General features: G+C 68.7%; 25 protein-coding genes and 1 tRNA gene. 17 read left to right on the forward strand and 9 right to left on the reverse strand.

Features of this window, described 5'->3' with window-relative positions:
• The first annotated feature begins 48 nt into the window (after positions 1-48).
• From ccmC to J2W22_RS12665, 7 genes are read left to right on the forward strand one after another with little or no spacing between them, the layout of a single operon-like run.
• Positions 49-768 (forward strand): heme ABC transporter permease CcmC, encoded by a 720-nt coding sequence (ccmC, locus tag J2W22_RS12635; RefSeq protein ID WP_307118602.1) that lies wholly within the window; start codon positions 49-51, stop codon positions 766-768.
• Positions 765-899, forward strand: coding sequence for a hypothetical protein (locus tag J2W22_RS12640; protein WP_307118603.1), 135 nt, complete (start codon positions 765-767; stop codon positions 897-899). The genes ccmC and J2W22_RS12640 overlap by 4 nt, the downstream gene beginning before the upstream one ends.
• Complete coding sequence (gene ccmE, locus J2W22_RS12645) at positions 896-1,330, forward strand: cytochrome c maturation protein CcmE (protein ID WP_307118604.1); 435 nt, start codon at positions 896-898, stop codon at positions 1,328-1,330. The genes J2W22_RS12640 and ccmE overlap by 4 nt, the downstream gene beginning before the upstream one ends.
• Complete coding sequence (locus J2W22_RS12650) at positions 1,327-3,252, forward strand: heme lyase CcmF/NrfE family subunit (RefSeq protein ID WP_307118605.1); 1,926 nt, start codon at positions 1,327-1,329, stop codon at positions 3,250-3,252. Before ccmE ends, J2W22_RS12650 begins: the two co-directional genes overlap by 4 nt.
• The gene (locus J2W22_RS12655; protein WP_307118606.1) at positions 3,249-3,773 is read left to right on the forward strand and encodes a DsbE family thiol:disulfide interchange protein; all 525 of its coding nucleotides are present in this window, start codon (positions 3,249-3,251) and stop codon (positions 3,771-3,773) included. Before J2W22_RS12650 ends, J2W22_RS12655 begins: the two co-directional genes overlap by 4 nt.
• Entirely contained in the window at positions 3,770-4,177 is a 408-nt protein-coding gene (locus J2W22_RS12660) for a cytochrome c-type biogenesis protein (RefSeq protein ID WP_307118607.1), read from the forward strand. Before J2W22_RS12655 ends, J2W22_RS12660 begins: the two co-directional genes overlap by 4 nt.
• On the forward strand, positions 4,174-4,872 hold the full coding sequence (locus J2W22_RS12665; RefSeq protein WP_307118608.1) for a tetratricopeptide repeat protein: 699 nt from the start codon (positions 4,174-4,176) through the stop codon (positions 4,870-4,872). Before J2W22_RS12660 ends, J2W22_RS12665 begins: the two co-directional genes overlap by 4 nt.
• A gap of 211 nt (positions 4,873-5,083) precedes the next feature.
• Here J2W22_RS12665 and ald read toward each other — a convergent pair whose 3' ends face one another.
• Complete coding sequence (ald, locus tag J2W22_RS12670; protein ID WP_307118609.1) at positions 5,084-6,190, reverse strand: alanine dehydrogenase; 1,107 nt, start codon at positions 6,188-6,190, stop codon at positions 5,084-5,086.
• Positions 6,191-6,326: 136 nt separating this feature from the next.
• Here ald and J2W22_RS12675 point away from each other — a divergent pair, with 136 nt between their 5' ends.
• Positions 6,327-6,794 (forward strand): Lrp/AsnC family transcriptional regulator, encoded by a 468-nt coding sequence (locus J2W22_RS12675; protein ID WP_307118610.1) that lies wholly within the window; start codon positions 6,327-6,329, stop codon positions 6,792-6,794.
• A 42-nt stretch (positions 6,795-6,836) separates the two neighbouring features.
• Here J2W22_RS12675 and J2W22_RS12680 read toward each other — a convergent pair whose 3' ends face one another.
• Entirely contained in the window at positions 6,837-7,757 is a 921-nt protein-coding gene (locus tag J2W22_RS12680; protein ID WP_307119576.1) for a LysR substrate-binding domain-containing protein, read from the reverse strand.
• A 105-nt stretch (positions 7,758-7,862) separates the two neighbouring features.
• On the opposite strand from J2W22_RS12680, the gene J2W22_RS12685 reads away from it, so the two are divergent.
• Positions 7,863-8,078, forward strand: coding sequence for a hypothetical protein (locus tag J2W22_RS12685; protein ID WP_307118611.1), 216 nt, complete (start codon positions 7,863-7,865; stop codon positions 8,076-8,078).
• A 39-nt stretch (positions 8,079-8,117) separates the two neighbouring features.
• Here J2W22_RS12685 and J2W22_RS12690 read toward each other — a convergent pair whose 3' ends face one another.
• Positions 8,118-8,591, reverse strand: a complete 474-nt coding sequence (locus tag J2W22_RS12690) for a cupin domain-containing protein (protein ID WP_307119577.1) — start codon at positions 8,589-8,591, stop codon at positions 8,118-8,120.
• A gap of 159 nt (positions 8,592-8,750) precedes the next feature.
• Here J2W22_RS12690 and J2W22_RS12695 point away from each other — a divergent pair, with 159 nt between their 5' ends.
• The 5 genes from J2W22_RS12695 to trxB all read left to right on the forward strand — a co-directional run bounded on the left by J2W22_RS12695 (position 8,751) and on the right by trxB (position 15,146).
• Positions 8,751-11,090, forward strand: a complete 2,340-nt coding sequence (locus J2W22_RS12695; protein WP_307118612.1) for a glycoside hydrolase family 31 protein — start codon at positions 8,751-8,753, stop codon at positions 11,088-11,090.
• 174 nt (positions 11,091-11,264) lie between these two features.
• Positions 11,265-13,196 (forward strand): potassium transporter Kup, encoded by a 1,932-nt coding sequence (locus tag J2W22_RS12700; protein ID WP_373422972.1) that lies wholly within the window; start codon positions 11,265-11,267, stop codon positions 13,194-13,196.
• A gap of 136 nt (positions 13,197-13,332) precedes the next feature.
• A complete protein-coding gene (locus J2W22_RS12705) occupies positions 13,333-13,851 on the forward strand; it encodes a 2'-5' RNA ligase family protein (protein WP_307118613.1) in 519 nt (172 codons plus the stop codon).
• A 55-nt stretch (positions 13,852-13,906) separates the two neighbouring features.
• Positions 13,907-13,983, forward strand: a tRNA-Met gene (locus tag J2W22_RS12710).
• Between the two features lie 188 nt (positions 13,984-14,171).
• The gene (gene trxB / locus J2W22_RS12715; protein ID WP_307118614.1) at positions 14,172-15,146 is read left to right on the forward strand and encodes a thioredoxin-disulfide reductase; all 975 of its coding nucleotides are present in this window, start codon (positions 14,172-14,174) and stop codon (positions 15,144-15,146) included.
• Between the two features lie 133 nt (positions 15,147-15,279).
• Here the strand turns inward: trxB and J2W22_RS12720 are convergent, their stop codons facing one another.
• Genes J2W22_RS12720 through J2W22_RS12730 form a run of 3 tightly spaced genes read right to left on the reverse strand, consistent with a single transcriptional unit; the run spans position 15,280 to position 17,020 of the window.
• On the reverse strand, positions 15,280-16,068 hold the full coding sequence (locus tag J2W22_RS12720; RefSeq protein ID WP_307118615.1) for a hydrolase 1, exosortase A system-associated: 789 nt from the start codon (positions 16,066-16,068) through the stop codon (positions 15,280-15,282).
• On the reverse strand, positions 16,056-16,751 hold the full coding sequence (locus J2W22_RS12725; RefSeq protein WP_307118616.1) for a hypothetical protein: 696 nt from the start codon (positions 16,749-16,751) through the stop codon (positions 16,056-16,058). The genes J2W22_RS12720 and J2W22_RS12725 overlap by 13 nt, the downstream gene beginning before the upstream one ends.
• The gene (locus J2W22_RS12730) at positions 16,748-17,020 is read right to left on the reverse strand and encodes an acyl carrier protein (RefSeq protein WP_307118617.1); all 273 of its coding nucleotides are present in this window, start codon (positions 17,018-17,020) and stop codon (positions 16,748-16,750) included. Before J2W22_RS12730 ends, J2W22_RS12725 begins: the two co-directional genes overlap by 4 nt.
• 72 nt (positions 17,021-17,092) lie before the next feature.
• Between J2W22_RS12730 and J2W22_RS12735 the strand changes: the two genes are divergently transcribed.
• The 3 genes from J2W22_RS12735 to J2W22_RS12745 all read left to right on the forward strand — a co-directional run bounded on the left by J2W22_RS12735 (position 17,093) and on the right by J2W22_RS12745 (position 20,363).
• The gene (locus J2W22_RS12735) at positions 17,093-18,589 is read left to right on the forward strand and encodes an AMP-binding protein (protein ID WP_307118618.1); all 1,497 of its coding nucleotides are present in this window, start codon (positions 17,093-17,095) and stop codon (positions 18,587-18,589) included.
• Entirely contained in the window at positions 18,586-19,773 is a 1,188-nt protein-coding gene (locus J2W22_RS12740; RefSeq protein WP_373422973.1) for a pyridoxal-dependent decarboxylase, exosortase A system-associated, read from the forward strand. The genes J2W22_RS12735 and J2W22_RS12740 overlap by 4 nt, the downstream gene beginning before the upstream one ends.
• 65 nt (positions 19,774-19,838) lie before the next feature.
• On the forward strand, positions 19,839-20,363 hold the full coding sequence (locus J2W22_RS12745; protein ID WP_307118619.1) for a hypothetical protein: 525 nt from the start codon (positions 19,839-19,841) through the stop codon (positions 20,361-20,363).
• A gap of 208 nt (positions 20,364-20,571) precedes the next feature.
• Here J2W22_RS12745 and rnk read toward each other — a convergent pair whose 3' ends face one another.
• The 3 genes from rnk to J2W22_RS12760 all read right to left on the reverse strand — a co-directional run bounded on the left by rnk (position 20,572) and on the right by J2W22_RS12760 (position 24,348).
• Positions 20,572-20,961, reverse strand: coding sequence for a nucleoside diphosphate kinase regulator (rnk, locus tag J2W22_RS12750; protein ID WP_307118620.1), 390 nt, complete (start codon positions 20,959-20,961; stop codon positions 20,572-20,574).
• Between the two features lie 228 nt (positions 20,962-21,189).
• A complete protein-coding gene (locus J2W22_RS12755; RefSeq protein ID WP_307118621.1) occupies positions 21,190-23,103 on the reverse strand; it encodes a beta-propeller domain-containing protein in 1,914 nt (637 codons plus the stop codon).
• Positions 23,104-23,190: 87 nt separating this feature from the next.
• Complete coding sequence (locus J2W22_RS12760; protein ID WP_307118622.1) at positions 23,191-24,348, reverse strand: MFS transporter; 1,158 nt, start codon at positions 24,346-24,348, stop codon at positions 23,191-23,193.
• Positions 24,349-24,383: the final 35 nt, after the last annotated feature.

A 24,383-nucleotide genomic window follows, 5' to 3' on the forward strand; every position in this document is an offset into this window, starting at 1 on the left:
TCAATTCTCAGCATGGATTCCGCATCCGAACCCCGCTAGTCATCGCGCGTGCCTGCCTTGCATGCCCTTGCCAACCCCGCGCGCTTCCTCAGGATTGCGCGGCCGCTGACGCCGATCCTGTTCTGGGTCGGGGTGGCGCTGGTGCTGTTCGGCTGCTGGGCCGGGCTGACGCTCACCCCGCCCGACGCGGTGCAGAAGGAGAGCGCGCGAATCCTCTACATCCATGTCCCTAGTGCCTGGCTGGGCATGGGCGGGTGGAGCGGCCTCGCCATCGCCTGCCTGAGCTATCTGATCTGGCGTCATCCGCTGGCCAGCGTCGCCGCCCGGGCGATCGCGCCGGCGGGGGCGACCTTCGCGGCGCTCTGTCTGCTCACCGGCTCGATCTGGGGGCGCCCGACCTGGGGCACCTGGTGGGAATGGGACGGGCGGCTGACCTCGATGCTGCTGCTGTTCTTCGTTTACATCGCCTGGATCGCGCTCGACCGCGCCGATGCCGAGCGTTCGGGCGACGGGCGGGTGCCGGCGCTGTTCGGCGTGGCGGGCAGCGCGCTGCTGCCGATCGTCCATTATTCGGTGATCTGGTGGAACACGCTGCACCAGGGCGAGAGCGTGGTGACGGGCAAGATCCATATCTCGCTGCTCTGGCCTTTGTTCTTCACGCTGGGCGGCTTCACCCTGTTCTTCGCTGGCGTGGTGCTGATGCGGATGCGCGCGATCCTGGCGAGCCAGAAGGTCGAGGCCCGGCTGCGGCGGATGGCGGCGGCATGAACCACTGGCCGTTCATCACTGCTGCCTATCTGGTCGTGCTGCTCGGCACCGCCGGGCTCGCCGCGCTCAGCTATGCCGCGATGCGCCGGGCCGAGGCTGCGGCCGAAGCGCTGCGGAGTGGCCGCGAATGAAGGCGAAGCACCAGCGGCTCGTTCTCGCGCTGCTCGCCTTGGGCGCGATCCTCGGCGCCTCGGCGCTGGCGATGTCAGCGCTCAAGGACCAGGCGGCGTTCTTCTATGCGCCTGCCGATGTGAAGGGGAAGCCGCTGCCGCTCGACCGGCATGTCCGGCTGGGCGGGATGGTCGAGAAGGGCTCGATCCGGCGGGCTGCCGACGGCGTCTCGATCCGCTTCGTGGTGACCGACGGGCAGGCGACGGTGCCGGTCGCGTTCAAGGGCGTGACGCCGGACCTGTTCAAGGAAGGATCGGGCGTGGTCGCCGAGGGCAAGTTCCAGCCGGACGGCAGCTTCGTCGCCGACAATATCCTCGCCAAGCATGACGAGCGCTACATGCCGCCCCAGGCCGCCGGCAACATGCACGAGACGAAGACGCTGGAACAGTGATCGCCGAAGCCGGTCTCGCCGCCCTGTGGCTCGCGACGGGCTTCGCGCTCGTCCAGGTGATGCTCGCCTGGGGCGCGGCGAAGGGCGCCCTGCAGGGCACCGGGGCGGCGGTGATGACCGCGCTGCGCCGGGTCGCCGTCGTCCAGGGCATGCTGGCGCTCGCCGCGTTCGGGCTGCTGATCGCGCTGTTCGTGCTGTCGGACATGTCGGTGGAGCTGGTCGTCGAGAACAGCCATTCGATGAAGCCGCTGATCTACAAGATCGCCGGCGCCTGGGGGAACCATGAGGGCTCGATGCTGCTCTGGGTCACCGTGCTGGCGACCGCCGGGGCAGGCGTGGCGCTGTTCGAGAAGCGCCTCGCCACCGCCACGCTCGCCGCGACATTGGGCGCGCAGGCGGCGATTGCGATCGGTTTCTACGCTTTTCTGGCTTTCGCCTCCAACCCGTTCGTGCGGGTGAGCCCCGCCCCGCTGGACGGGCGGGGGATGAACCCGCTGCTGCAGGACCCCGGCCTCGCCTTCCATCCGCCGACGCTCTATCTCGGCTATGTCGGGCTCTCGGTCGCGTTCAGCTTCGCGGTGGGCGCGCTGCTGATGCGTGACGTCGGCCCTGCCTTTGCCCGGGCGATGCGGCCCTGGGTGCTGGCGGCCTGGATATTCCTGACCATCGGCATCACCGCTGGCAGCTACTGGGCCTATTACGAGCTCGGCTGGGGCGGCTGGTGGTTCTGGGACCCGGTCGAGAATGCCTCGCTGATGCCCTGGCTGGCGGCGACCGCCCTGCTCCATTCGGTGACCGTGCTCGCCACCCGCGACGGGCTGCGCGCCTGGACGGTAATGCTGGCGGTCGTGGCCTTCTCGATGTCGATGATCGGCACCTTCCTGGTTCGCTCCGGCATCCTGGTCAGCGTCCATGCCTTTGCCGTCGACCCGACCCGCGGCGGGTTCATCCTCGCGCTGCTCGGCCTCTATATCGGCGGGGCGCTGGCGCTGTTCGGCGCGCGGATCGGGACGGTGAAGCAAGGCGCGACCTTCGAGCTGGTCAGCCGCGAGGGCGCGCTGGTGCTCAACAACCTGCTGCTCTCGGTCATCCTCGGCGTGGTCTTCATCGGCACGCTCTATCCGCTCGTCGCCCAGGCGGCGGGCGTGCAGCTGTCGATCGGCGCGCCCTTCTTCGAGAAGGCGGCGGTGCCCGTCGGCCTCGCGCTCGTCGCAGCCACTGCGGCCGGGCCGCTGCTCAAATGGCGGCGCGACCAGTGGAAGACGCTGTTCGGCAAGCTGCTGGTGCCGGTCGGGGTGGGCGTCATCGCCTTCGTCCTGGTCTTCGCCTTGGGCGGGGCGCACTGGATGCCGTCGCTGGCGCTTGGGCTCGCGGCCATGCTCGCCGTCGCCAGCGTCATCCCGCTGTTCCGCCGCAACCTGCGCCGCACGCCGCTGCACATCTACGGCATGGTCGTCGCCCATCTGGGCATCGCGGTGAGCATCGCCGGCATGGCCGCGGACGGCGCGTTCAAGGTCGAGCGGCTGGCGGCGATCTCGGTCGAGCAGAGCGTCACCGTCGGGCCGTACCGGGTCGAGTTGCTCGAGGTGCGGCCGGCGGTCGGCCCCAACTGGTCGGCGCTCGAGGCGCATCTGAAGGCGACGCGGGGCGACGACGCGCCGATCGACCTGTTCCCGCAGCAGCGCTTCTTCGCCAATCCGCCGACCAACACCAACGAGGCGGCGATCGCGACCCTGCTCGACGGCCAGCTCTACACGGTGATCGGCCAGGGCGACGGGGCGGGGCGCTGGCAGATCCGGGCGTGGTGGAAGCCCTTCGTCACGCTGATCTGGGCCGGCGGCTTCCTGATCGCGCTGGGCGGGCTGCTCTCGCTGGTCGGGCGGGTGCGGCGCGAACGGCGCGATGCGGAGAGTGACGCATGAAGCGGCTGCTGATCTGGGCGCCGCTGGCGCTGTTCGCCCTGGTCTTCGCGCTGGTCGCGGGCGGGCTGATCAAGCCGGCCGACCGGAAGATCCACTCGGCGATGGTCGGCAAGCCGGTGCCGGCGCTGGCGATGAAGCCGCTGCTGGCGACCAAGCCGGGGATCGACAGCGCCGCGCTGAAGGGCAAGCCGCGGCTGCTCAACGTCTTCGCCAGCTGGTGCATCCCGTGCATCGCCGAGGCGCCGCAGCTGCTCAAGCTCAAGCAGGCCGGCGTCGAGATCGACGCGATCGCGATCCGCGACACGCCGGAGGCAGTGCAGGCGTTCCTGGCGCGCAACGGCGATCCCTATGCTCGGATCGGGGACGACCCGACCGGCAAGGCCCAGATCGCGCTCGGCTCGTCGGGCGTGCCGGAGACCTTCCTGATCGATGACCAGGGCAGGATCATCGACCAGCATATCGGCGACATCCGCGCCGACGACATCCCGGCGATCCTCGCAAAGCTGGAGGCGGCGAAGTGAGGCGGCTCGCGATCCTGGTCGCGCTGCTTGCCGCCAGCCCGGCGCTGGCCGATTCGAACCGGCCGGCGGCGCCGCTCGCCTATAGCCAGCTGCCTGATGCCAAGCAGGAGGCGCAGGCCAAGGCGCTGATGGAGACGCTGCGCTGCCTGGTCTGCCAGGGCCAGTCGATCGCCGACAGCGACGCCGAGATGGCCGGCGACATGCGCGCGCTGGTCCGCGAGCGCATCGCCAAGGGCGAGCAGCCGGCGGCGATCCGCAGCTACCTGGTTCAGCGCTATGGCGATTACGTCACCTATGACCCGCCGCTCAGCTGGGTGACCGCGCCTTTGTGGATCGCGCCGCTGCTGCTGCTCGCCATCGGGCTGCTGCTCGCCCGGCGGCTGTTCCGCAAGGGAGGCGCATGATGGGCTGGCTGATGCTCGCGCTGGTGGCCCTGATCGCGGCGCTGGTGCTCGTACTGCTGCGCTATCCCCGCAAGCTGTGGACCGTGCCGGCGACCGCGATCATGCTCGGCGCGGCGGGCTATGCCTGGCAAGGGAGCCCGGCGCTGCCCGGCCATCCGGTGGCGGCCGGGGCGGAGAAGAACCTGGTCAACCAGGAGATGGTCGACCTGCGCGACGCGATGTTCGGCAAGTACGGCACCTATGCCTGGAGCTATGGCAACCTTGCCGACGGCATGCTCCGCCTGGGCGACCGCGAGCGGGCGGCCAAGGTGTGGCAGGGCGCGGTGCGGCAGGTGCCGGGCGACGTGGCGCTGTGGACCGGGTTCGGCGCGGCGCTGGCCGAATATGACGGCAACCAGATCTCGCCCGCCGCGCAGTTCGCCTTCGACAAGGCGCTGGCGATCGGCCCCAATCATCCCGGCCCGCGCTTCTTCTACGGCCTCGCGCTGGTTCGTGCCGGCCGCTACGCCGAGGCCAAGCCGTGGTGGGAGAAGGCGCTGGCGCTGACCCCGGAAAAGGCGAGCTACCGCGACCAGCTGGCGGCGCGGCTGATGGTGCTGGACATGTTCCTGGCGGATCAGGCGCGGCAGCAGGGCATGCAGGGAGAGCCGCAGCCGGCTCCGGGGAACGGCCCGACGGTAACGCCGAAGCCGTAAGGCCTTTCCAACAGAGGCGCCCCGAGTCGCCGCTGGAAGTTCACTAAGGTCACGACATTGGCGGGCTTTGCGGCGCCCGAAAGCGGGCGATACGCAACATGCTGTCGCGCGGCTGATCCTATCTTTCCAACAAAAGCAAAGAGCGGCCGGGACATGATCCCGACCGCTCCACGCAAACAGATGAAATCCTACATTACAAGGCTGGAGACGATCAGCCCGCCCAAGCCTCGTACGGCAGGTCGAGATCGTCGGCGACGGCCTTGAACGCGATCTTGCCCTTGTAGACGTTGAGCCCGTTGGCGAGGTGCTTGTCGGCCTTCATCGCGCCCTCGGCACCGAGATTGGCGAGCTTGAGCACGAACGGCAGCGTCGCGTTATTGAGCGCGAAGGCCGAGGTGCGGGCGACCGCGCCGGGCATGTTGGCGACGCAATAATGGATGATGCCGTCGATTTCGTAGACCGGGTTGTCATGCGTGGTCGCATGGCTGGTCTCGAAGCAGCCGCCCTGATCGATCGCGATGTCGACCAGCACCGAGCCGCGCATCATCGTCTTGAGCATTTCCTTGGTGACCAGCTTCGGCGCCGCGGCACCCGGCACCAGCACCGCGCCGATCACGACCTGCGAGGTCTTCACCGCCTCGGCGATCGCGGCCTTGCTGGCATAGGCGGTCTTGATCTGGCTGCCGAAATGCATGTCGAGCTCGGCCAGACGCTCATTGTTGATGTCGTAGATGGTGACGTCGGCGCGCTGGCCAGTGGCCATCTGCGCGGCGTTGATGCCCGAGACGCCGCCGCCGAGGATCGCGACCTTGCACGGCGCCACGCCCGGCACGCCGCCGAGCAGCTCGCCGCGGCCGCCCTGTTCCTTCTCGAGATAGTGCGAAGCGACCTGGACCGACATGCGGCCGGCGACTTCCGACATCGGCTTGAGCAGGGGCAGGGCGCCCGAGTTCGAGGTGACGGTCTCATAGGCAATGCAGGTCGCGCCCGATGCCATCAGGCCCTCGGCCTGGGGCTTGTCGGCGGCGAGGTGGAGATAGGTAAAGAGGACATGGCGCGGCTCGAGCAGCGCGATTTCCTGCGGCTGCGGCTCCTTGACCTTCACGATCATGTCCGAGCCGGCGAACACCGCGGCGGCATCGGGGGCGATCTTCGCGCCGACGGCGGTATAGGCCGCGTCGTCGAAATCGATGCCCATGCCGGCCTTGGTCTCGACCAGCACTTCATGGCCGGCATGGACCAGCTCGGCCACCGAGGCCGGGGTCAGGCCGACACGATATTCGTGATTCTTGATTTCCTTGGGAACGCCGATGCGCATGGGAGCCTCTCCTGAAAGCGATTGGCGCGCAGAATATAGCATGGCGGGCCGCGAATCCCTGCAAAGATATGACAAGGCACCCAGTTGAACGCATGGAATTGCTGTAATTTCCCTGAAAATGGGCTATCCATGCAGGATGGACAGGATTGACGCAGCTATCCTCAAATCGCTCGCCGCCGACGCGCGCGCGCCGGTGAGTGCGATCGCCGCCGAGGTGGGGCTTTCGCAATCGGCCTGCACGAGGCGGATCCAGGCGCTGGAGGCATCGGGGCATCTGCTCGGCTATGGCGCGCGACTCGGTCACCGGCGGCTGGGCTATCGGATCACTGCGCTGGTCGACATCACGCTGGGCACGCAGGTGGAGGAAGACCTGGCGCGGTTCGAGGCGGCGGTGGCGCAAATCGACGGGGTGGTGGAATGCGCGCTGGTCTCGGGCGGGCAGGACTATCGGCTCAAGATCCTGGCGCGCGACCTGGACGATTATGAGCGGCTGCACCGTGAGCATCTCGGGCGACTGCCCGGCGTGGTGACGATCAATTCGAGCTTCGTGCTGCGCGCGATCCCGACGCGGAGCGAGGCGGAGGCGCTGTTCGGGGGGCGGTAGGCGCGGTCGGACGCCCGAAGAAGCGGTTCAGTGGAAAGCGAGTCATGCTCCTTCGATCGCGTCCGTTGCGGGCGCGGCGGCCATCGCGCGAAACGCCGGAACGAGCCACTCGCGGAACCGGGCGATCTTGCGCGTATGCCGGCGGTTCTCGGCATAGACGAACCAATAGGCAGTGCCCTCGTCGGCTATGTTGGCGAAAGGACATACGAGACGCCCGCTCGCGAGTTCCGAACGCCATAGCATTGGGGTCATCAGCGCAATTCCATGCCCTGCGAGCGCTGCCTGCCCCTCGGTCGCCTGTGAGTCCATCCGAATGCCGCCGCGCCCGAGATCGTCCCCGATCTCCACACCGGCAGCTCGAAACCATATCGGCCACCATCGATCCTGCGGGCTGATCCTCCGCATTTCCAGGGCTTTGCCCGCGTCCAGCGGCAAATCGCGTCCCTCGAGCAGCGCCGGACTGCACATCGGGGTGAAGTCGACCATCGCCAGATGCTCGGATTTCAGCCCCGGCCAGTCGCCGCGGCCGGATCTTATGGCGACGTCGATGCGGGCTTCCGCGAGGTCGATCACCGTACCGCTGACTTCGAGCTCGATCTCGATATCCGGATGCGCGGCCTGGAAGGCGCCGATGTTCCCCGCCAGCCAGTTGTTCGCGAAACTCGCCGTCGTGGCAATGCGCAATACCGTCTCGCTCTCGCCGGTAAGCTCATCGAACGCCATTTCGATCTCGTCGAAAGCAGTCGCCAACCGTGACGCGACGCGGGCACCTCCGGCAGTCAGTTCAGCGCGTCTTCCCCGTCGAACGAAGAGCGGTTCGCCGATCCGCTCCTCGAGTATCTTGATCTGATAGCTGACGGCCGCCTGGGTCATCCCCAATTCAGAGGCTGCGGCGGTGAAGGTGCCCCTGCGCGCGACCGCTTCAAATGCGCGAACTGCGGGAAGCGGGGGGAGCCGTCGCATAGGGCTTGATAAAGCCTCTTGATAAGGCGTGTCGATCCCTTTGTTGGACGCGGCAGCCGAAGATCCGCATCTCTTCCAGGCCAGCTTCAAGTCCGGAGGGCAGCCATGATCGATGAGATGTATGATCGCGCCTGGGGTGAACATCGCCAGCGCTTCAGCCAGGATATAAGCGCTGTGTTGCGCAAGGCTGGGCGCGCGTTGCAACCCGCATCAAGGCGCCGAATGTCTTCGGACGGGAAGCCGGATATTCGCGGTTTGGCGCAAGGTGACGAAGAACGCGTTGACGCGGGGGCACGCTTCGCGGCGGCGGATGTCGGATGAGAGATGGTGAGGCCCGCTACGACACGCGGCTGGCTCTCGCTATTTCGCCCCAGGCAGCTTGATCTCCAGCAGCACGAGCCGCTCGCCGGTGATGCCGAACCAGTGCGGCACGCCGGCGGGGACCAGGATGACGTCGCCCGGGCCGAGCGTGCGGGTGGTGCCGCCCTCGATGCGGCTGCCTTCGACCAGGCCGGGGTTGCGGGTCGCCGGGTCCGCCAGGGTGCCGCCCGAGACCAGGGTGCCGGCGCCTTCCAGCACGATCGCATATTCGGCCTCGGCCGGGTGGACCGCGGGGCGGCCCGGCTTCTTCCAGATCTCGATCGCCGCGACCCGCTCGCCGTCGCGCACCAGCGGTCGCCACATGAAGCCCTGGTCGGGCTTCATCTCGGCGAGCATCGCGCGGGTCTGGGCCTGGACCTCGGTGCTGCCGGCGAAGCTGGTTGGGTCGGTGGTCGTCTGGGCCGAGGCGATGCCGGACGCGCATGCTAGGAGGAGCGCGAGGGTCTTTGCCATGGTTTTCACTGCGTCTCTCCTCTGCCGGTCCGTTGGCGACAAGACATAAGAAGCGGGGCCCCGGGTCAAGCCCGGGGCGACGGGGAAGGACTACGACCTTAGCCGTGCTTGCGGCGGCGGAAGTTTCGCGCAACGCAAGGGGCAGGGGAGAGTCGAACGATGCGGATTGCCCAGGTTGTTTGTGGTCTTGCCCTGGCGTTGGCGCCGCTCTCCGCCGGCGCCCAGTCGCTGGCCACGGTCGAGCGCAACGGCGCCTTCGTCGCGGTCGAGCCCTATGCGCCGAACATCGTGCGGGTGACGATCTCGCTCGAGCGGGCGCTGAGCGGCGCGGCGCCGGGCCCTGGCATTTCGGGCAAGGCCGATGCGAAGGGCTGGACGCACAAGGCGGACGGCAGCGGCGACGTGTTCGCCTCGCCGGCGCTGACGCTCACCGTCGATCCGCAGCCCTGGCCGAAGGCGCCGAGCCAGATGGAGCGCTATTTCGTGCCGTCGCTGCCCCGGGTGTCGCTGTCGGTGCGCGGGGCGGACGGGCGGCTGCTCACCCGGATGAACGGCTGGGAACTGGCGCCGCACACGGTGAACGGCGAGAAGACGTTCAAGGCGGGGGCGAGCTTCGCCGCGCCGACGGACGAGCATTATTACGGGCTCGGGCAGAACCAGGAGAGCGTGGGCGCGCTCGACCTGCGCGGGCGGACGATCGACTGCCGGCACTATTACGACGCGCCGGCGGGCGAGACGGTGTGCATTCCGTTCCTGATGACGAACAAGGGCTATGCGGTGGTGTGGGACAACCCGTCCGCCACCATCGTCTCTCCCGGTCTGCACGGCAGCACCCACTGGCAATCAGAGGTGGGCGAGCGGGTCTCCTTCTTCGTGATCACCGGGGCGACCACCGACGCGATCTATGCCGGCTATGCCCGGCTGACCGGCGACACGCCGCTGCCGCCCAAGGCGGCCTTCGGGCTGATCCAGAGCAAGGCGCGCTACGAGAGCCAGAAGGAGCTGCTCGGGGTGGCCGAGGGCTATCGCAGCCGCGGCTATCCGCTCGACGTGATGGTGCTCGACTGGTTCTACTGGACGCGGATGGGGCAGCTCGACATCGACCGGACTTTCTTCCCGGACCCTGCGGGGATGAACAAGCAGCTCCACGACCAGGGCATGCACAGCATCATCAGCGTGTGGCCGCGCTTCGAACGCGAATCGCGCTATTTCAACCTGCTGAGCGCCAAGGGCTGGTTGCTGAAGGACAAGGACGGCGGAGTCGTGGATGGCCTGCCGGTGCGCGCGGACCGGGCGGGGGCGCTGCTCGACAGCACCAATCCCGAGGCGCGGGCGTGGTTCTGGGAGAAGATTCGCGACAATATCGCCAGCCAGGGCTTCGACTGGTTCTGGCTCGACGAGACCGAGCCCGACCTGGTGCCCGACGGCAATTTCTATTCGATCGGATCGGGCGACCGCTATCACAACCTCTATCCGCTGGTGCACACCGCCAGCGTGATGGAGGGATCGGCGCGCGACCGGCCGGATTTCCGCAACCTGATCCTCGCCCGCGCGGCCTATCTGGGCACGCAGCATTCGGGCGCGCTCTTCTGGTCGTCGGACGTGCAGGCCACCTGGGAGGCGCTGCGCAGGCAGGTACCGGCGGGGCTCAACTTCACCGCCAGCGGCCACGCCTATTGGAGCAGCGACACCGGCGGCTGGCAGTGGCCGGGCGGTCCGCCGGCCGAGCGCCCGGTGCTGCTCGATCCGGCGGGCGCCACGGCGATGGGAGCGGACTACAAGGACTATCCCGAGCTGTTCACGCGCTGGTTCGCCTACAATGTCTTCACCCCGACCTTGCGTATCCATGGCCAGCGGCCGGGCACCGCGATCTGGGAATATGGCGCGGCGGCCGAGCCGGTGCTCGCGAAGTTCCTGCGGCTGCGCTACGCGCTGATCCCCTATCTCTATGCGCTGGGGTACAAGACGCACGAGACCGGCGCACCGTTCATGCGCGGGCTGTTCATGGACTTCCCGGACGATCCCAATGTCGCGAATTTGGGCGATGAGTACATGTTCGGGCCCGCCTTCCTGGTCGCGCCGGTGACCGAGCAGGGGGTGACGTCGCGGCGGGTGTACCTGCCTGCCGGGACCGACTGGTATGATTACTGGACCGAGGAGAAGCATGCGGGCGGGCAATGGGTGACCGCCGTGGCGCCGATCGACCGGATTCCGCTGTTCGTGCGGGCGGGGTCGATCGTGCCGCTGGGCGCGCAGGTACTCAACACCTCGGCGCGCCAGCCGCTTGAGGCGATCCGCGTCTATCCGGGACGGGACGCCAGCTTCACCCTCTACGACGATGACGGCGTGACCAACGCCTATCGCAAAGGGGCGGGGACCCGCACCGAGCTGCGTTGGAACGACCGGGAAGGGCGGCTTTCCGCGTCGGGCAAGCTGCCCGGCGGGCAGGATCTCCAGGCGCTGGTACGGGTCGCGGGGGCCCCGTCTGCGCCGAAATGACGGCCGGGCATTTTCGTAACGGAACCAGCCGGACCCCTTGCGCGTCGAGCCCTGCGTAACGACATTCGTTGATTGCCTTTGCTGCGCGTGCTAACGGCGCGCCCGCAATTAGAAGATCGAGAACGCAGGTCGCATGACCAGGTCCGTTTCCTTTCCGACGCGACACCCGCGCCCGTGAACATCCCCAAAGAAGGAGCCGACGAGTCGGCTCCGGCTCCGCTCGACGCGCATGCCGCGCATGGCCACAGCCATGACGCGACGTGGAAACTGGCGATCGGGGCGATCGGCATCGTCTTCGGCGATATCGGCACCAGCCCGCTCTACGCCTTCCGCGAGACCTTTGCCGGGCACCACAAGCTCGACCTCGACACGATGCACATCATGGGCGTCATCAGCCTGATGTTCTGGTCGATGATGGTGGTGGTGACGCTGAAGTACGTCACGATCATCATGCGGGCGGACAACAAGGGCGAGGGCGGCAGCCTGGCGCTGCTCGCGCTGATCTCGCGCAGCAGCGGCAACCCCAAGCGCTGGACGCAGGGGATTGTGCTGCTCGGGGTGTTCGCCACCGCGCTCTTCTATGGCGACTCGATGATCACCCCGGCGGTGTCGGTGCTGTCCGCGGTCGAGGGCCTCTCGGTCGCGGCGCCGGGCTTTGCCAAGCTGGTGCTGCCGATCGCGGTGGTCATCCTGGTGCTGCTCTTCTCGATCCAGCGGACGGGCACGTCGCGAGTCGGCGCCTTTTTCGGCCCGATCATGCTGTTCTACTTCCTGACGATCGCGACGCTGGGCACGCTGAGCCTGGTGCAGACGCCGACGATCCTCAACGCGCTGCTGCCGCACCATGCGCTGATGTTCTTCGCGGCGGACCCGATCAAGGCGTTCCTGGCGCTCGGCTCGGTGGTGCTGGCGGTAACGGGCGCCGAAGCGCTCTATGCCGACATGGGCCATTTCGGCCGCAAGCCGATCCGCATCTCGTGGCTGTGGTTCGTGCTGCCGGCGCTGATCCTCAACTACATGGGGCAGGGTGCGCTGCTGATGCGCGACCCTGCGGCGCTGCACAGCCCGTTCTACGAGCTCGCGCCGGAGGTGCTGCAGTTCCCGCTCGTCATCCTGGCGACCATGGCCGCGGTGATCGCGTCGCAGGCAGTGATCTCGGGCGCCTTCTCGGTCACCCAGCAGGCGATCCAACTCGGCTTCGTGCCGCGGCTGCGCATCGAGCATACCAGCGCCTCGACCGCCGGGCAGATCTACATCCCGCTGATCAACTGGGCTCTGATGATCATGGTGATCCTGCTCGTCCTGACTTTCCAGACTTCGTCGAATCTCACCGCTGCGTACGGCATCGCCGTGACCGGCGCGATGCTGATCGACAACTGCCTGCTGGCGGTGGTGCTGTTCGGCCTGTGGAAGTGGAAGAAGCGCTATGCGATCCCGCTGCTCGCGCTGTTCTTCACCGTCGACCTGGCCTATTTCGCCGCGAACCTGACCAAGGTGCCCGATGGCGGCTGGTTCCCGCTGTTCGTCGGCTTCGTGGTGTTTACCCTGCTGACCACCTGGTCGAAGGGCCGGCAGCTGATGATCAACCGGCTGCGCGAGAGCGCGATGCCGATCAAGATCTTCATCACCTCCGCCGCCACCGCCGCCACGCGGGTGCCGGGCACCGCGGTGTTCATGACCTCGACCCCCGAGGGCGTGCCGCACGCGCTGCTCCACAACCTCAAGCACAACAAGGTGCTGCACGAGCGGGTGATCCTGCTGACGGTGAAGATCAAGGACGTGCCCTATGTTCCTGACGAGAACCGGATGATGATCGAGGACCTGGGCAAGGGCTTCCACCGCATGATCCTGGCCTATGGCTTCATGCAGGAGGCGGACGTGCCGGCGGCGCTCAAGTCGGTCAACGCGTGCGGCGCCGAGTTCAAGATGATGGAGACCAGCTTCTTCCTCGCCCGCCAGACCCTGTTGCCCTCGTCGCGGCCGGGGATGATGATCTGGCGCGAGAAGCTGTTCGCCTGGATGCTGCGCAACGCCGAAAGCGCGATGGAGTTCTTTCGCCTGCCGACCAATCGCGTGGTCGAGCTGGGCAGCCAGGTGGAAATCTGATCCCGGACTCTGGCCGTACCTGCCTTTCCCCGGCGAAGGCCGGGGCCCAGACCTGGAATCTGGTGGAGCGCTGCCGCGCTCGAAATCTGTCGGGGCTGTCCCCTGGCCTTCGCCGGCGAAAAGTTCTGGTGGGCCGGTGAAGCTCGAGCCAAGACCCGCGCCGCTGATCGTCACGGCGCTGCTCGGGCGGCAGGACCAGGCCTGGTTCAACGCCCTGCGCCGCGAGCATTATCCGCCCGAGCGGAATGTGCTCGACGCGCACCTGACGCTGTTCCACCAGCTGCCGCCGTCGGTGGCGGACGAGCTCAAGCACCGGCTTTCGGTGGAGACGCGCGGGGTGCGGGCGCCGCGGGCGAAGGTGACCGGGCTGATGTCGCTGGGCGGCGGGGTCGCCTACCGAATCGAGGCGCCGGAGCTGGTGGCGATTCGCGAGGGGCTGCTCGATGCGTTCGCGGGCTTGCTCACGCCGCAGGATGCCGGCCGCTGGCGCCCGCACGTCACCATCCAGAACAAGGTGCGCCCGGTGCTCGCCAAGGCGGTGCTGACCGCGCTTTCGCGCGATTTCGTGCCGCGCGAGGTGGAAATCGCGGGGCTGGCGAGCTGGCATTATCGCGGCGGACCCTGGGAAGCACATTCCCGTCACATGTTCGCTTGACCTTGGGCGAGGCCGGACCTATTGGGCCCCCTCGCTTCGGCGACAGCCTCTTTGGGGCGGAGTAGCTCAGTTGGTTAGAGCAGCGGAATCATAATCCGCGTGTCGGGGGTTCAAGTCCCTCCTCCGCTACCATTAGTCCCCCCGACCCTGCGGGGCTTGAGGTGATCGGCCGCCGATCGAAGTGACCCCTCGCTAGCAGCGCTTTCAGGCCCCCAGCCAAAGCTGTTGTCCACAGCCATTGCGGGCGCGCCTACACTCCCCATGTTGCCTCGACCCTTGCGCAGCCCCTAGATGCGGGGCTCAGCCATTTCGGAAGCCCTATGACCGCCACCCATTCGACTCGCATGCTGATCCTCGGCTCCGGCCCCGCCGGCCTCACCGCCGCCATCTATGGCGCGCGCGCCGGCATGGCGCCGATCGTGGTGCAGGGCATCCAGCCCGGCGGCCAGCTGATGACCACCACCGATGTCGAGAATTATCCCGGCTTCCGCGACGTGATCCAGGGGCCCTGGCTGATGCAGGAGATGCAGGCACAGGCAGAGCATGTCGGCGCGCAGATGATGTGGGACACGATCGTCGAGGTCGACGTCTCCCAGCGCCCATTCCGCATGGTCGGCGACAGCGGCACCGTGTACCTCGGTGACGTCCTCGTGATCGCCACCGGCGCCCAGGCCAAGTGGCTGGGCCTCGATTCGGAGCGGCTGCTTCAGGGCAAGGGCGTGAGCGCCTGCGCGACCTGCGACGGCTTCTTCTTCCGCGGCAAGAAGGTCGCGGTGATCGGCGGCGGCAACACCGCGGTGGAGGAGGCGCTCTACCTCACCAACCACAGCCATGACGTCACCGTGATCCACCGCCGCGATTCGTTCCGCGCCGAAAAGATCCTGCAACAGCGCCTGTTCGCCAATGAGCGGATCAACGTGCTGTGGAACAAGAAGGTCGAGCGCTTCATCGGCGGCGGCCAGCCCGAGGGGCTGGTCGGCATCGAGCTGAGGGACATGGAGACCGGCGAGCTCTCGACGATCGACGTCGATGGCGGCTTCGTCGCGATCGGCCACCACCCTGCGACCGAGCTGTTCCGCGGCCATATCGAGCTGGATTCGGACGGTTATATCGTGGTCGAGACCGGCACGACCAGGACCAGCGTGCCGGGCGTGTTCGCCTGCGGCGACGTGATGGACAAGCATTACCGCCAGGCGGTGACCGCCGCCGGCACCGGCTGCATGGCCGCGCTCGACGCCGAGCGCTTCCTGGCCGAGGCGGACTTCGAGACGGTGGTCCAGCACGCGGCGGAGTGATCCGCGTAGACGCGGGGGCTGGCATTGCTTTTCCCCGGCGAAGGCCGGGGCCCAGTCCTTGAAAGTCACGCGCCTTGGCGCGTCTTCGCCGCGCACTGCCTAGTCTGGGCCCCGGCCTTCGCCGGGGAGAGGGCTAGCGGATAGCCTCGAGCACCTTCTCGAACAGCCAGTCCTTGTCGGCGGTGCTGGCGAAACTGTGGTTGTCGCTGTCGAGCTGGTCGATCTTCACCTTCGCGCGTGCTGCGTCGAACGCCGGTTCCTTGAAGGCATCGGCGAAGGCGATGGCGGTGTTGTCGCCATTGGCGAGCAGGATCGTCACCGGCACCTGCGCGTCGCCCAGCGCGGCTGCGAGGCGGCCGGCGAGCGAAGTATCGGCTTGCGGCGCGCTCTTCGAGATCCTGGCCAACCCCTTGGCGAGCTTGGCGATGTTCACGCCGCCGCGGGCGGCGCGCAGCCACTCCTTCGGGTCGCGCAACTTGGCGGCATAGTGGGAGCGGATCGCCGCGGCGGGGGGCATCTCGTCCACGGTCTCGACCGTCCAGGGATTGGCGAGGACTAGCCCGTCTATCCCGGCTTGGGCGTGGAAGAAGGCAAGGGCGGTGGCGGCGTCGCAATTGCCATAGGCGATGATGCGCTCGACCCCGGTCTCGCGAAAGGCCTGCGCCGCCGCTGCTATATCGGTCGCACTGCTCTCGAACCCGCCATTGTCGCCGGTCGAATCGCCGATGCCGCGGCGGTCGTAGCGCAATACCGGATGGTCGGCGCGGGCGACGCGCTCGGCCAGTTGCGCCATGCCGCGATGCGCGCCGATGCGGATCTCGTTGCCGCCCGAGACGATCAGCAGCCCGGTGGTCCCGGCCGCGTCGTCGAGCGTGCCGACCAAAGTCTCGTCGCCGCAGCCGAACTCGATCAGCTTGCGCATGCGCGGATCCAGGCGGCGATGTCGTCGGCGAGCAGGGTGGCGAGCGCCGGGTCGTTGTCCGGCTCGGCGCGGCGCCAGAGCGGACTGCCCTCCACCTTGAGCGCGGCATCGGCAGTGTCGGTGGCGAGGCGGACGATCCGCGCATTCGGCGCAGGGCGGGCGATGGCAAGCTCGCCGAGCAGCGCGGGCGAGACCAGGTTGCCGGCGATCTCGATCGGCGCTTCCCCGCCGAAGATCAGCGAATCCAGGTCCTTGCGCTGCGGATCGGCGGCGAGCGCGGTGCGCTTGAGCTCGCGCAGCAGCTTCTCGCCGGGGATCGGCGCGAAGTGCCAGCGACCGGCGACGGGGGCGAGCACATCGAGCAGCGCGCCGCTGCGCAGCGCAAGGGCGTAGCAGGGGCGGCCTTCGCGATCGAACCTGTCGCAGGCGAAGTTGAAGGCGTCCTGCAGCTTGAGCAGCGAGGTGCGGTGCGTGGGCACCAGGCTCTCGCCCTGGCCGGGCAGGTCGGGGAGCGCCCCGGCGATCCCGCGCGCGGCGAGGAGGCGCAGGATCGTCACCACGAAGCTGCGGGTGCGGTTGGCTTCCTCGAACAGCGGCAGCGCCGCGACCACGACCGGGCCGGCATCGGGGCCGAAGCGCATCATCGCCTCGCGCCCGCCCGCCCAGTCATAGCTGTCGATCACCCGAGCGCCTTGGCGGTGGCGAAGCGGGTGAGGGCGCCGAAGCTCTCGAGCATCTCGCCATCGACCTCGTCGTCCTCGATCAGGATGCCGAGCCGGTCCTCGAGCTCGGTGAGCACGCCGGCGACGGCGAGCGAATCGAGCTCGGGCAAGGCGCCGAACAAGGGCGTGTCCTCGCGGAATTCGGCGACTCTTTCGGCACTTAGGCCCAGCACGTCGCGCAGGACGGCGCGAACGGTGTTTTCGACTTGGAGCGACCCATCGGGCTGCAATGTATTTCCCCTGCCGGTTTTTTCGTTCCCGTAAGACTTGGCGCGGGCGCTGCCAAGTATAAGGGTAATGCGGTGATACCGCTCGACCCCGTCCCCAGGCCGCTGGACAGCCTGACCCTGCGCGGCGCCCCCGACGCCGTGGCGCTGGAAGACAAAGCCGGGACAATGACTTACGCCCAGCTGGAGCGGGCGGTGGGCGAGATGGCCTTTGCCCTGCAGGCCCTGGGGCTCGAGCCCGGCGACCGGGTGGCGACCTGGCTGCCCAAGACGCGGACCGCCTGCCTGATGCCGCTGGCGGCGGTGCGGGCGGGGCTGGTGCACGTGCCGGTCAACCCGGTGCTCAAGCGGGCGCAGGTGGCGCATATCCTGGCGGACTCGGGGGCGCGGGCGCTGGTTTCCCAACAGGCGCGACTAGCGGTCTTCGAAGTTGGCGAAGTTGGCGCCGATTGCCGGGTCCTGACCGATGCGGACCTCACCGCCGAGCGGACACTTCCACCCTCGGATGTTGGCACCGATACGCTTGCGGCGATCCTCTATACCTCGGGATCGACCGGCAGGCCCAAGGGCGTGATGCTGAGTCATGCCAATTTATGGCTCGGTGCCATCAGCGTAGCGCATTATCTTCACATAGAATCTGAAGATCGCGTGCTCGGCGTGCTGCCGCTTAGCTTCGATTACGGACAGAACCAGCTCTTCTCGACCTGGGCCGCCGGCGCCCGGGTGATCCCGCTCGATTATCTGACCGCGCGCGACGTCATCAAGGCGGTCGAGCGGTTCGACATCACCAGCCTGGCGGGGGTGCCGCCGCTCTGGGTACAGCTGCTCGAGGCGGAGTGGCCCGTTGAGACTGCATCTAAACTCAAGCGGCTAACCAATTCGGGCGGCGCGCTTACCCCGCGCATGGTCCGCGACCTGCGTGCGCGCTTCCCCGCGGCCGACCTCTATCCGATGTACGGGCTGACCGAGGCGTTCCGATCGACCTATCTGAATCCTACGCTGGTCGACACGCATCCCGATTCGATCGGAACGGCCATTCCGTTCGCGGAAATTGTCGTGGTCGGTCCGGACGGGGCGCCGGCCTCTCAGGGCGAACTGGTCCATGCGGGCCCTCTGGTCGCCCAAGGTTACTGGCAGGACCCCGAGCGGACGGCACAGCGCTTCCGTCCGGCGCCGGCCTTCGCGAAGAGCGGCGGCATGGCCGTATGGTCGGGCGACACGGTGCGGCTGGGCGAGGACGGGCTGCTCCGCTTCGTCGGGCGCGACGACGAGATGATCAAGTCGGCCGGCAACCGGATCAGCCCCACCGAGATCGAGGAGGCGGTGCTTGCGGGCGGCGAGACCGGCGAGGCGGCGGCGTTCGGCGTGGCGGACGCGCGGCTGGGCCAGGCGATCCTGGTGATCGCGCGCGGCGACGGCAGCCGCGAGGCCGAGCTGCGCGAGCGGCTGCGGCGCGACCTGCCGAGCTTCATGCAGCCGGCACGCTACGACTGGCGTCCGGAGCTTCCGCGCAATGCGAACGGGAAGCTGGACCGGACGGCGTTGCGGGCGAGTTTGGGAGAGGGAAAATGACCATCACCGCGAAACCCTTTGGCCCGATCCCGCCCGAATTCGCGGAACTGCGCCAACTTCCGTGGCTGGACGTCCGCACCCCGGCCTATGTCTATGACTTCGCCGTGGTCGAGGCGCGGGTCGCGCTGCTGCGCGCGGCGCTGCCCGGCAGGGTCGGCGTGCATTATGCGATCAAGGCCAACCCGTTCCCGCCGCTGCTCGAGCGGATCGCGCCGCTGGTCGACGGGATGGACGTCGCCTCGGCGGGCGAGATGGGGCGAGCGCTCGACGTCATGGCGGCGACCGCGATCAGCTTCGCCGGACCCGGCAAGCGCGACGCCGAGCTGGAAGCGGCGATCCGCGAGGGGGTGACGGTCAACCTCGAATCGATCGCCGAGGGACAGCGCGCGCTGGCGATCGGCAAAGCGCTGGAGAGGACGCCCCGGCTGGCGGTGCGGGTGAACCCGGACTTCGAGCTGCGCGGATCGGGGATGAAGATGGGCGGGCGCGCATCTCCCTTCGGCATCGAAAGCGCGCATGTGCCCGAGCTGGTCCGGCTGCTGCGCGGCGAAGGCGCGGAGTGGCGCGGGCTGCACATCTTCGCCGGATCGCAGTCGCTCGACACCGAGGCGATCATCGCGACCCAGGCGGCGACGATCGAGCTGGCGGCACGGCTGGCCGACGAGATCGGCGCGGTGCCGCCTTTGGTCAATCTCGGCGGCGGGTTCGGCATCCCCTATTTCCCGGGCGACATGCCGGTGGACGTCGGCGCGATCGGCGCGGCGCTGGCGGGCGCGGTCGGCCGGCTGGACAGCGAATATGCGATCGAGCTGGGGCGCTGGCTGGTCGGCGAGGCGGGGGTGTACCTCGCCCGGGTGGTCGACCGGAAGGAGAGCCAAGGCGAGACTTTCCTGATCGTCGAGGGCGGGCTGAACCATCACCTGGCGGCGACGGGCAATTTCGGCACGGTGGTGCGGCGCAACTATCCGGTGGCGGTGGCGCACCGGATGCAGGACCCGGCGGAGGAAGTGGTGACCGTGGTCGGGCCGCTCTGCACCCCACTCGACCGGCTCGCCGACCGGGTGGCGCTGCCGCGGGCCGAAGTGGGGGACGTGATCGCGGTGTTCGCCTCCGGGGCGTATGGCGCGACCGCGAGCCCGAGTGGGTTCCTGGGGCACCCCGCAGTGGCGGAGTTGCTGGTCTAGCCGCTGCCGTTCCGCGGAATTAACTTCCCGCCGCTAGAGCCGCCGGATGGTTTGGTGAGGGCGGAATGGCGATGCGTAGCGGTGCGGCTTTTCTGGCGGGTACCATTGTCGGGGCGGGGCTCGGCTTTGCCGGAAAGCGCCGCGAGGCGTCCGAGCCGGAATGGTCGCACCGGGAAGACGAGTTTCTCTACAATCCCACGGTGCTGCTGCTCGAGGCGAACCTTCGCGCCAGCGCGCGGATGATGGACCTGATGCGTGACGATGATTTCGCGCAGCAGCTCGCCGACATGCTGGCGAGCTCCATCGGCAATTTCTGCACGCTGGGGGGCGAGATACTGCTGCGCTGCAGTTCGGATTCCGCCAGAGCTGTGGTCGCGCATCTGCGAGGGCGGGGAGAGGATTACCTTTCCTTCGTGCACAGCATCGCACCCCGGCCGCTGCGAACCGAGCCGGCACAGGTGCTGGCGGAACTCGAGGCGATCGGGTGGCGTCGGCCCAGTGACGAGGAACTGGCGGCGTTGAAGGCGGTGGAGGCGCTGTCGGAGCGGAACAGCCGGATCGCGCTTCAACGGGACAGAGCGGAGGCGTGAGGGCGGCCGCCCGCAAGATTGATCCCGCTGACGAAGGTTGCTCCATACCCGTCACCCCGGCCTTGTGCCGGGGTCCACCACGCCGCATCCAATGCCCTGCGATCTCTTGTCCAGCGTTTGCTTCCCGGTGGACCCCGGCACAAGGCCGGGGTGACGATGGAAGAATGCGTCGGTGCGAGGACGTCGGGTGCGTCGCAGGGGGCCCGCGCTAGGCCCGTTGCACCCCCAGCACCGTCAGGAAGCGGTCGGGCCAGAGGATCGACTGGCCCGTGCGCAGGCCGATCAGGGCGGCGCCTACGGGGGTTAGGATCGAGATCCGGCCCTGGGCGATGTCGGCGTCGGAAGGGTAGACCAGGGTGACGGTGCGGCGGGTGCCGTTGCTGTCGTCGAGGAACTCCACCGTGGCGCCCATCGTCACCGTGTCGGGCGAGATGCTCGCGGCGCTGTGGAGGCGGGCGCGCTCGGTTTCGCGGAGCAGCAGCGCGCTGACCGCGGGGAAGCGGCGGGCGACGCTGAGGGCCAGGCCGGCGAGCTGCTCGGCTTCGGAATCGATCATGTCGATCGGCGGCCGGCCGGCCGCCTTGCGGGTCTTGCTCATATCTGGATCTCCCAGGCAAAGGCGGCGCGGTGCCGCCGGGGCGCCGAATGACGGCGCGTTGCTTGGCCCCGGGTCTCCGGGACGTGCCGTAGGAGAACCCGGGGCTAACTGCCTGCCAGGAGCTGTCCCGCATGGACGCGGTATCGCAGCGAGGGTGCGCGAAACGTCATGCCGGGAGGATGGGCGCCGGGGTGCGGCTTGTCAAACCGCGTCCGGAAGCGCCCGCCCTTATTTCCGGGCGGTGGCGGTAGGAGCGAAGTCGAGCCGGGCATATTCGCGGATGCGCCCGTTGCTCAGCTTCCCCTCGACCAGCTCATAGCCCATCAGCGCGAACACCCGGTCGCCGAGGAAGATCGGCCGGGCATTGCCGTACCAGTCGACGCAGGACGCCTTGCAGTCGTCGTCGCGTGCGGTCTCGGCATGGGCGGCGAGCTCGCCGGCGGGGGCGAGGCGGCGGGCGTCGCGGCGCAGGAAGGCGACCGCCGAGCCGCTGCCGAGGAAGCGCGCCGCCGGGCTTTTGCCGAGGTCGCGGGTGACCGGCAGGCCGAGCGTGCCCGAGGCGCCGTTAGGGCTGCCTGGATCGGGGCGGTAGAAGAAGGCCTGGCTGCGTCGCTCGCCCTCGCGCGCTGCAGGCAGGAACGAGGTGTCGCCGAGCCGGGGCGGGCCGCCGGCCAGCTCGATCGAGGAGAAGCCGAGCCGGTCCTTCGCGTCGTTGCCGATGACGACGGCGTCGTTGCCGATGATGTCGATCCGGTCGACGCCGTGCGGCGCGCGGATACGGCCGATCAGGCCGCCGTCGAGGGGGACGACGAAGACGGCTGCCTCGTTCTGCTCGCCGGCGAAGCGGCCGGCCGAATAGACGAGATGGCGGCCCATGAAGCGGTTGTGGAACGACCAGTCCGGCTGCTTGCCGAGCGGCAGCGGGCGATAGGCGCGGCCGGGCGCGAGATAGGCGCCGTTGCCGAATGCCGAGAGCGGCAGGCGAAGCAGCGCGGCGTCGCCGGAGCTGACTTCGGGCCGCCACATCCAGTCTCCGCGGCTTTCTGCCCGGACGACCACGTCGAGCGCGCGGGCGGCGCGGTCCTCGCGGAAGGAGAACTGGTCGACCGGGCCGCCCCAGGCCTGGAGCGCGCCGGGACGGGAACCGTCGAGCGGCATGCGGTAGAGCATCGCCCGGTCATGGCCCTTGCCGCCGGGCAGGGCCTCGCCGATCCAGACATAGACGGCGTTGCCGGACACGTAGAAGTTACTCGAATCCGAGCCGAGCACGGCGGTGGCGCGGCAGGAGAGCCGGGGCGCGGCGAGATCGCAGACGGTCACGGTGTGGAGCGTCGAGATATCGGCTTCGGAATTGCGGCGGATCGGCTCGGGCACATAGACGCGCGTGGCCGGGGTGATCCGCTGGAAGCCGTCCTTGCCGAGGCCGGCATAGCGATCGAGGTCCTTGCCGGTCCAGCGGCGCAGCGCGGGCAGCTGCGCGACGATCGGCGCGTAGGGATCAAGGTCGAGCGGGGTATAGAAGATCAGCTGGCTGCCGATGAGGCGCGAGGCATAGTTGCTCGAGGAATAATAGTCGTTCGAGCGCAGGTGGTAGCTGTCCTCGTAGCGCAGCCGGCCGGCGGCATCGATGCGGAAGCGGTTGATCTCGGTGCCGCCGCGTTCATAGCTGTAGCCGACCACGATGACCCGGTCGCCGGAGACGAGCATCTCGTCATACCAGGCGTCGCCATTGGTGCCCGGCGGAAAGGCGTCGACATGATCGACCGCGCGCATCGTGCCGTCGCCGATCCGGACGGTGAACAGCCGGCCGCGGCGCAGCACCACCAGATGGTTGCCATGGACCTTGACGATGCCGCCCTCGTCGACATCGGCTTCCTGGGTGTTGGTGATGCTCGGGGACGATGCCCGGGTGCCGGTGACGACCACGGCCTCGTTGGCGGCGCCTGGTGCGGACGACGGGGCCATCACCATCGTGGGGGCGGGAGGCGGCAGGTCGGCCGGCATCGGCGCGGGGTGCTGGCGTGCGCGGCGCTTGAGGAAGGTCGCGAGCTCCTGGTCGCTGGTGAAGGCACGGAGCCCGGCGGTCTGCGCCTGGGCCTGGGGTACCGGAAGGGCGCCCGCGCAGATCAGGGCCGCCAACAAGGATGTTCGCCACATGCGCTTTGCCCCCTCTTTCGTTCGCGGACAGCTTAGCGGCCGGGGTGGCGAGGGCAATCGCCTTGATGCGGTTCAGAGGCGCTCGGCGACCAGCAGGCAGGCGAGCATCGCCAGCACCAGTGCGATCAGCGCGATGCCGAGCGCCGGCCAGCCCCAGATAGCGACGACCATGCCGGCGAGCGGCGGGCCGAGCAGCGCGCCGCCCGCGCCGAACTGGGTGATCAGCCCGTTGGCCGCGGCGATGCGGGGATCGTCGGGTGTGGTCGCACCGGCCTGGGCGGGGAGGCGGGCGAACATCAGCGGCGGGACGAGGCCGCTGACCAGAGTGGCGGCGATGGCGAGGGCGCCGCTCTCGACCAGGCTCGCGGCGGCGTGGCGGTAGAGCCAGAAGACCAGGGGCAGGGTGGCGAGCAGGGCGAGGGTGGAGACCAGCATCATCCGGCGGCGGCTGAGCTGCCCGCCGCGCATCAGCCACATGGCGGCGGCCGAGCCGGGCAGGGCGGCGAGCGAGGCAAGCGCGGTGACCAGCCCGACCTGCCCGATCGGGGCACCGCTGCGCTCGACCAGGAAGCTCGGCAGCAGCATGAGCAGCGCGCAGACGAACAGCGTGTAGAGCCCGAAGGCGAAGGTGGAGACCCAGGCGGCGGGGGCGGGGAGGGTGATGCGCTGGCCGCCGGCGCCGGGCAGGGGGAAGCGGGTGAGCAGCGCGGTGATCGCGGCGAGGACGACGGCCCAGAGCAGCATCACGCCGCGCGGGCCTGCCAGCGTGACCAGCGAGGCGGTGACGGCGCTGCCGAGCGCCAGGCCGACGGGGACGAAGGTGCTCCACAAGGCGAGCGCGCGGCCGCGGCTGCGGTCGGTGGCGAGGGCGGCGATGGCGGTGGGGGCGACGATCACCATCAGGAGATAGCCGACGCCCTCGACCACGCGGGCGGCGAAGAGGATCGCCGGAGAGGGCGCGATCGCCTCGGCCAGGCTGGCGCCGGCCAGGGTCGCGCCGCCGGTCAGCAGGAAGGCGCGCATGCCGAAGCGGGCGAGGCCGAGCCCGGCGACGAAGCCGAACAGCCCGCCGCCGACCTCGAGCAGCGAGATCAGCAGGGCGATCTGGGGGAGGGTGAGGTGGAAGCTCTCGCGCAGGATCGGGGCGATGGCTGAGATCTTGGCGAGCTGCGCGGCGGCGAGGATGCCGACCAGCCAGAGCGTCAGGATTCGGGGCCAGGGCGTGCGCATGCAGGCCCTGCTAGGGGCGGCGGGCGTGGATGGCC

Source organism: Sphingomonas kyeonggiensis (assembly GCF_030812785.1).
GTDB lineage: Bacteria > Pseudomonadota > Alphaproteobacteria > Sphingomonadales > Sphingomonadaceae > Sphingomonas > Sphingomonas kyeonggiensis_B.

Coding starts and splice junctions, on each gene's coding strand:
- J2W22_RS12640 (WP_307118603.1), top strand. CDS start 765: ATGAACCACTGGCCGTTCATCACTGCTGCCTATCTGGTCGTGCTGCTC.
- ccmE (WP_307118604.1), top strand. CDS start 896: ATGAAGGCGAAGCACCAGCGGCTCGTTCTCGCGCTGCTCGCCTTGGGC.
- J2W22_RS12655 (WP_307118606.1), top strand. CDS start 3,249: ATGAAGCGGCTGCTGATCTGGGCGCCGCTGGCGCTGTTCGCCCTGGTC.
- J2W22_RS12665 (WP_307118608.1), top strand. CDS start 4,174: ATGATGGGCTGGCTGATGCTCGCGCTGGTGGCCCTGATCGCGGCGCTG.
- ald (WP_307118609.1), bottom strand. CDS start 6,190: ATGCGCATCGGCGTTCCCAAGGAAATCAAGAATCACGAATATCGTGTC.
- J2W22_RS12675 (WP_307118610.1), top strand. CDS start 6,327: ATGGACAGGATTGACGCAGCTATCCTCAAATCGCTCGCCGCCGACGCG.
- J2W22_RS12680 (WP_307119576.1), bottom strand. CDS start 7,757: ATGCGACGGCTCCCCCCGCTTCCCGCAGTTCGCGCATTTGAAGCGGTC.
- J2W22_RS12685 (WP_307118611.1), top strand. CDS start 7,863: ATGATCGATGAGATGTATGATCGCGCCTGGGGTGAACATCGCCAGCGC.
- J2W22_RS12690 (WP_307119577.1), bottom strand. CDS start 8,591: ATGGCAAAGACCCTCGCGCTCCTCCTAGCATGCGCGTCCGGCATCGCC.
- J2W22_RS12695 (WP_307118612.1), top strand. CDS start 8,751: ATGCGGATTGCCCAGGTTGTTTGTGGTCTTGCCCTGGCGTTGGCGCCG.
- trxB (WP_307118614.1), top strand. CDS start 14,172: ATGACCGCCACCCATTCGACTCGCATGCTGATCCTCGGCTCCGGCCCC.
- J2W22_RS12720 (WP_307118615.1), bottom strand. CDS start 16,068: ATGCGCAAGCTGATCGAGTTCGGCTGCGGCGACGAGACTTTGGTCGGC.
- J2W22_RS12740 (WP_373422973.1), top strand. CDS start 18,586: ATGACCATCACCGCGAAACCCTTTGGCCCGATCCCGCCCGAATTCGCG.
- J2W22_RS12745 (WP_307118619.1), top strand. CDS start 19,839: ATGGCGATGCGTAGCGGTGCGGCTTTTCTGGCGGGTACCATTGTCGGG.
- rnk (WP_307118620.1), bottom strand. CDS start 20,961: ATGAGCAAGACCCGCAAGGCGGCCGGCCGGCCGCCGATCGACATGATC.
- J2W22_RS12760 (WP_307118622.1), bottom strand. CDS start 24,348: ATGCGCACGCCCTGGCCCCGAATCCTGACGCTCTGGCTGGTCGGCATC.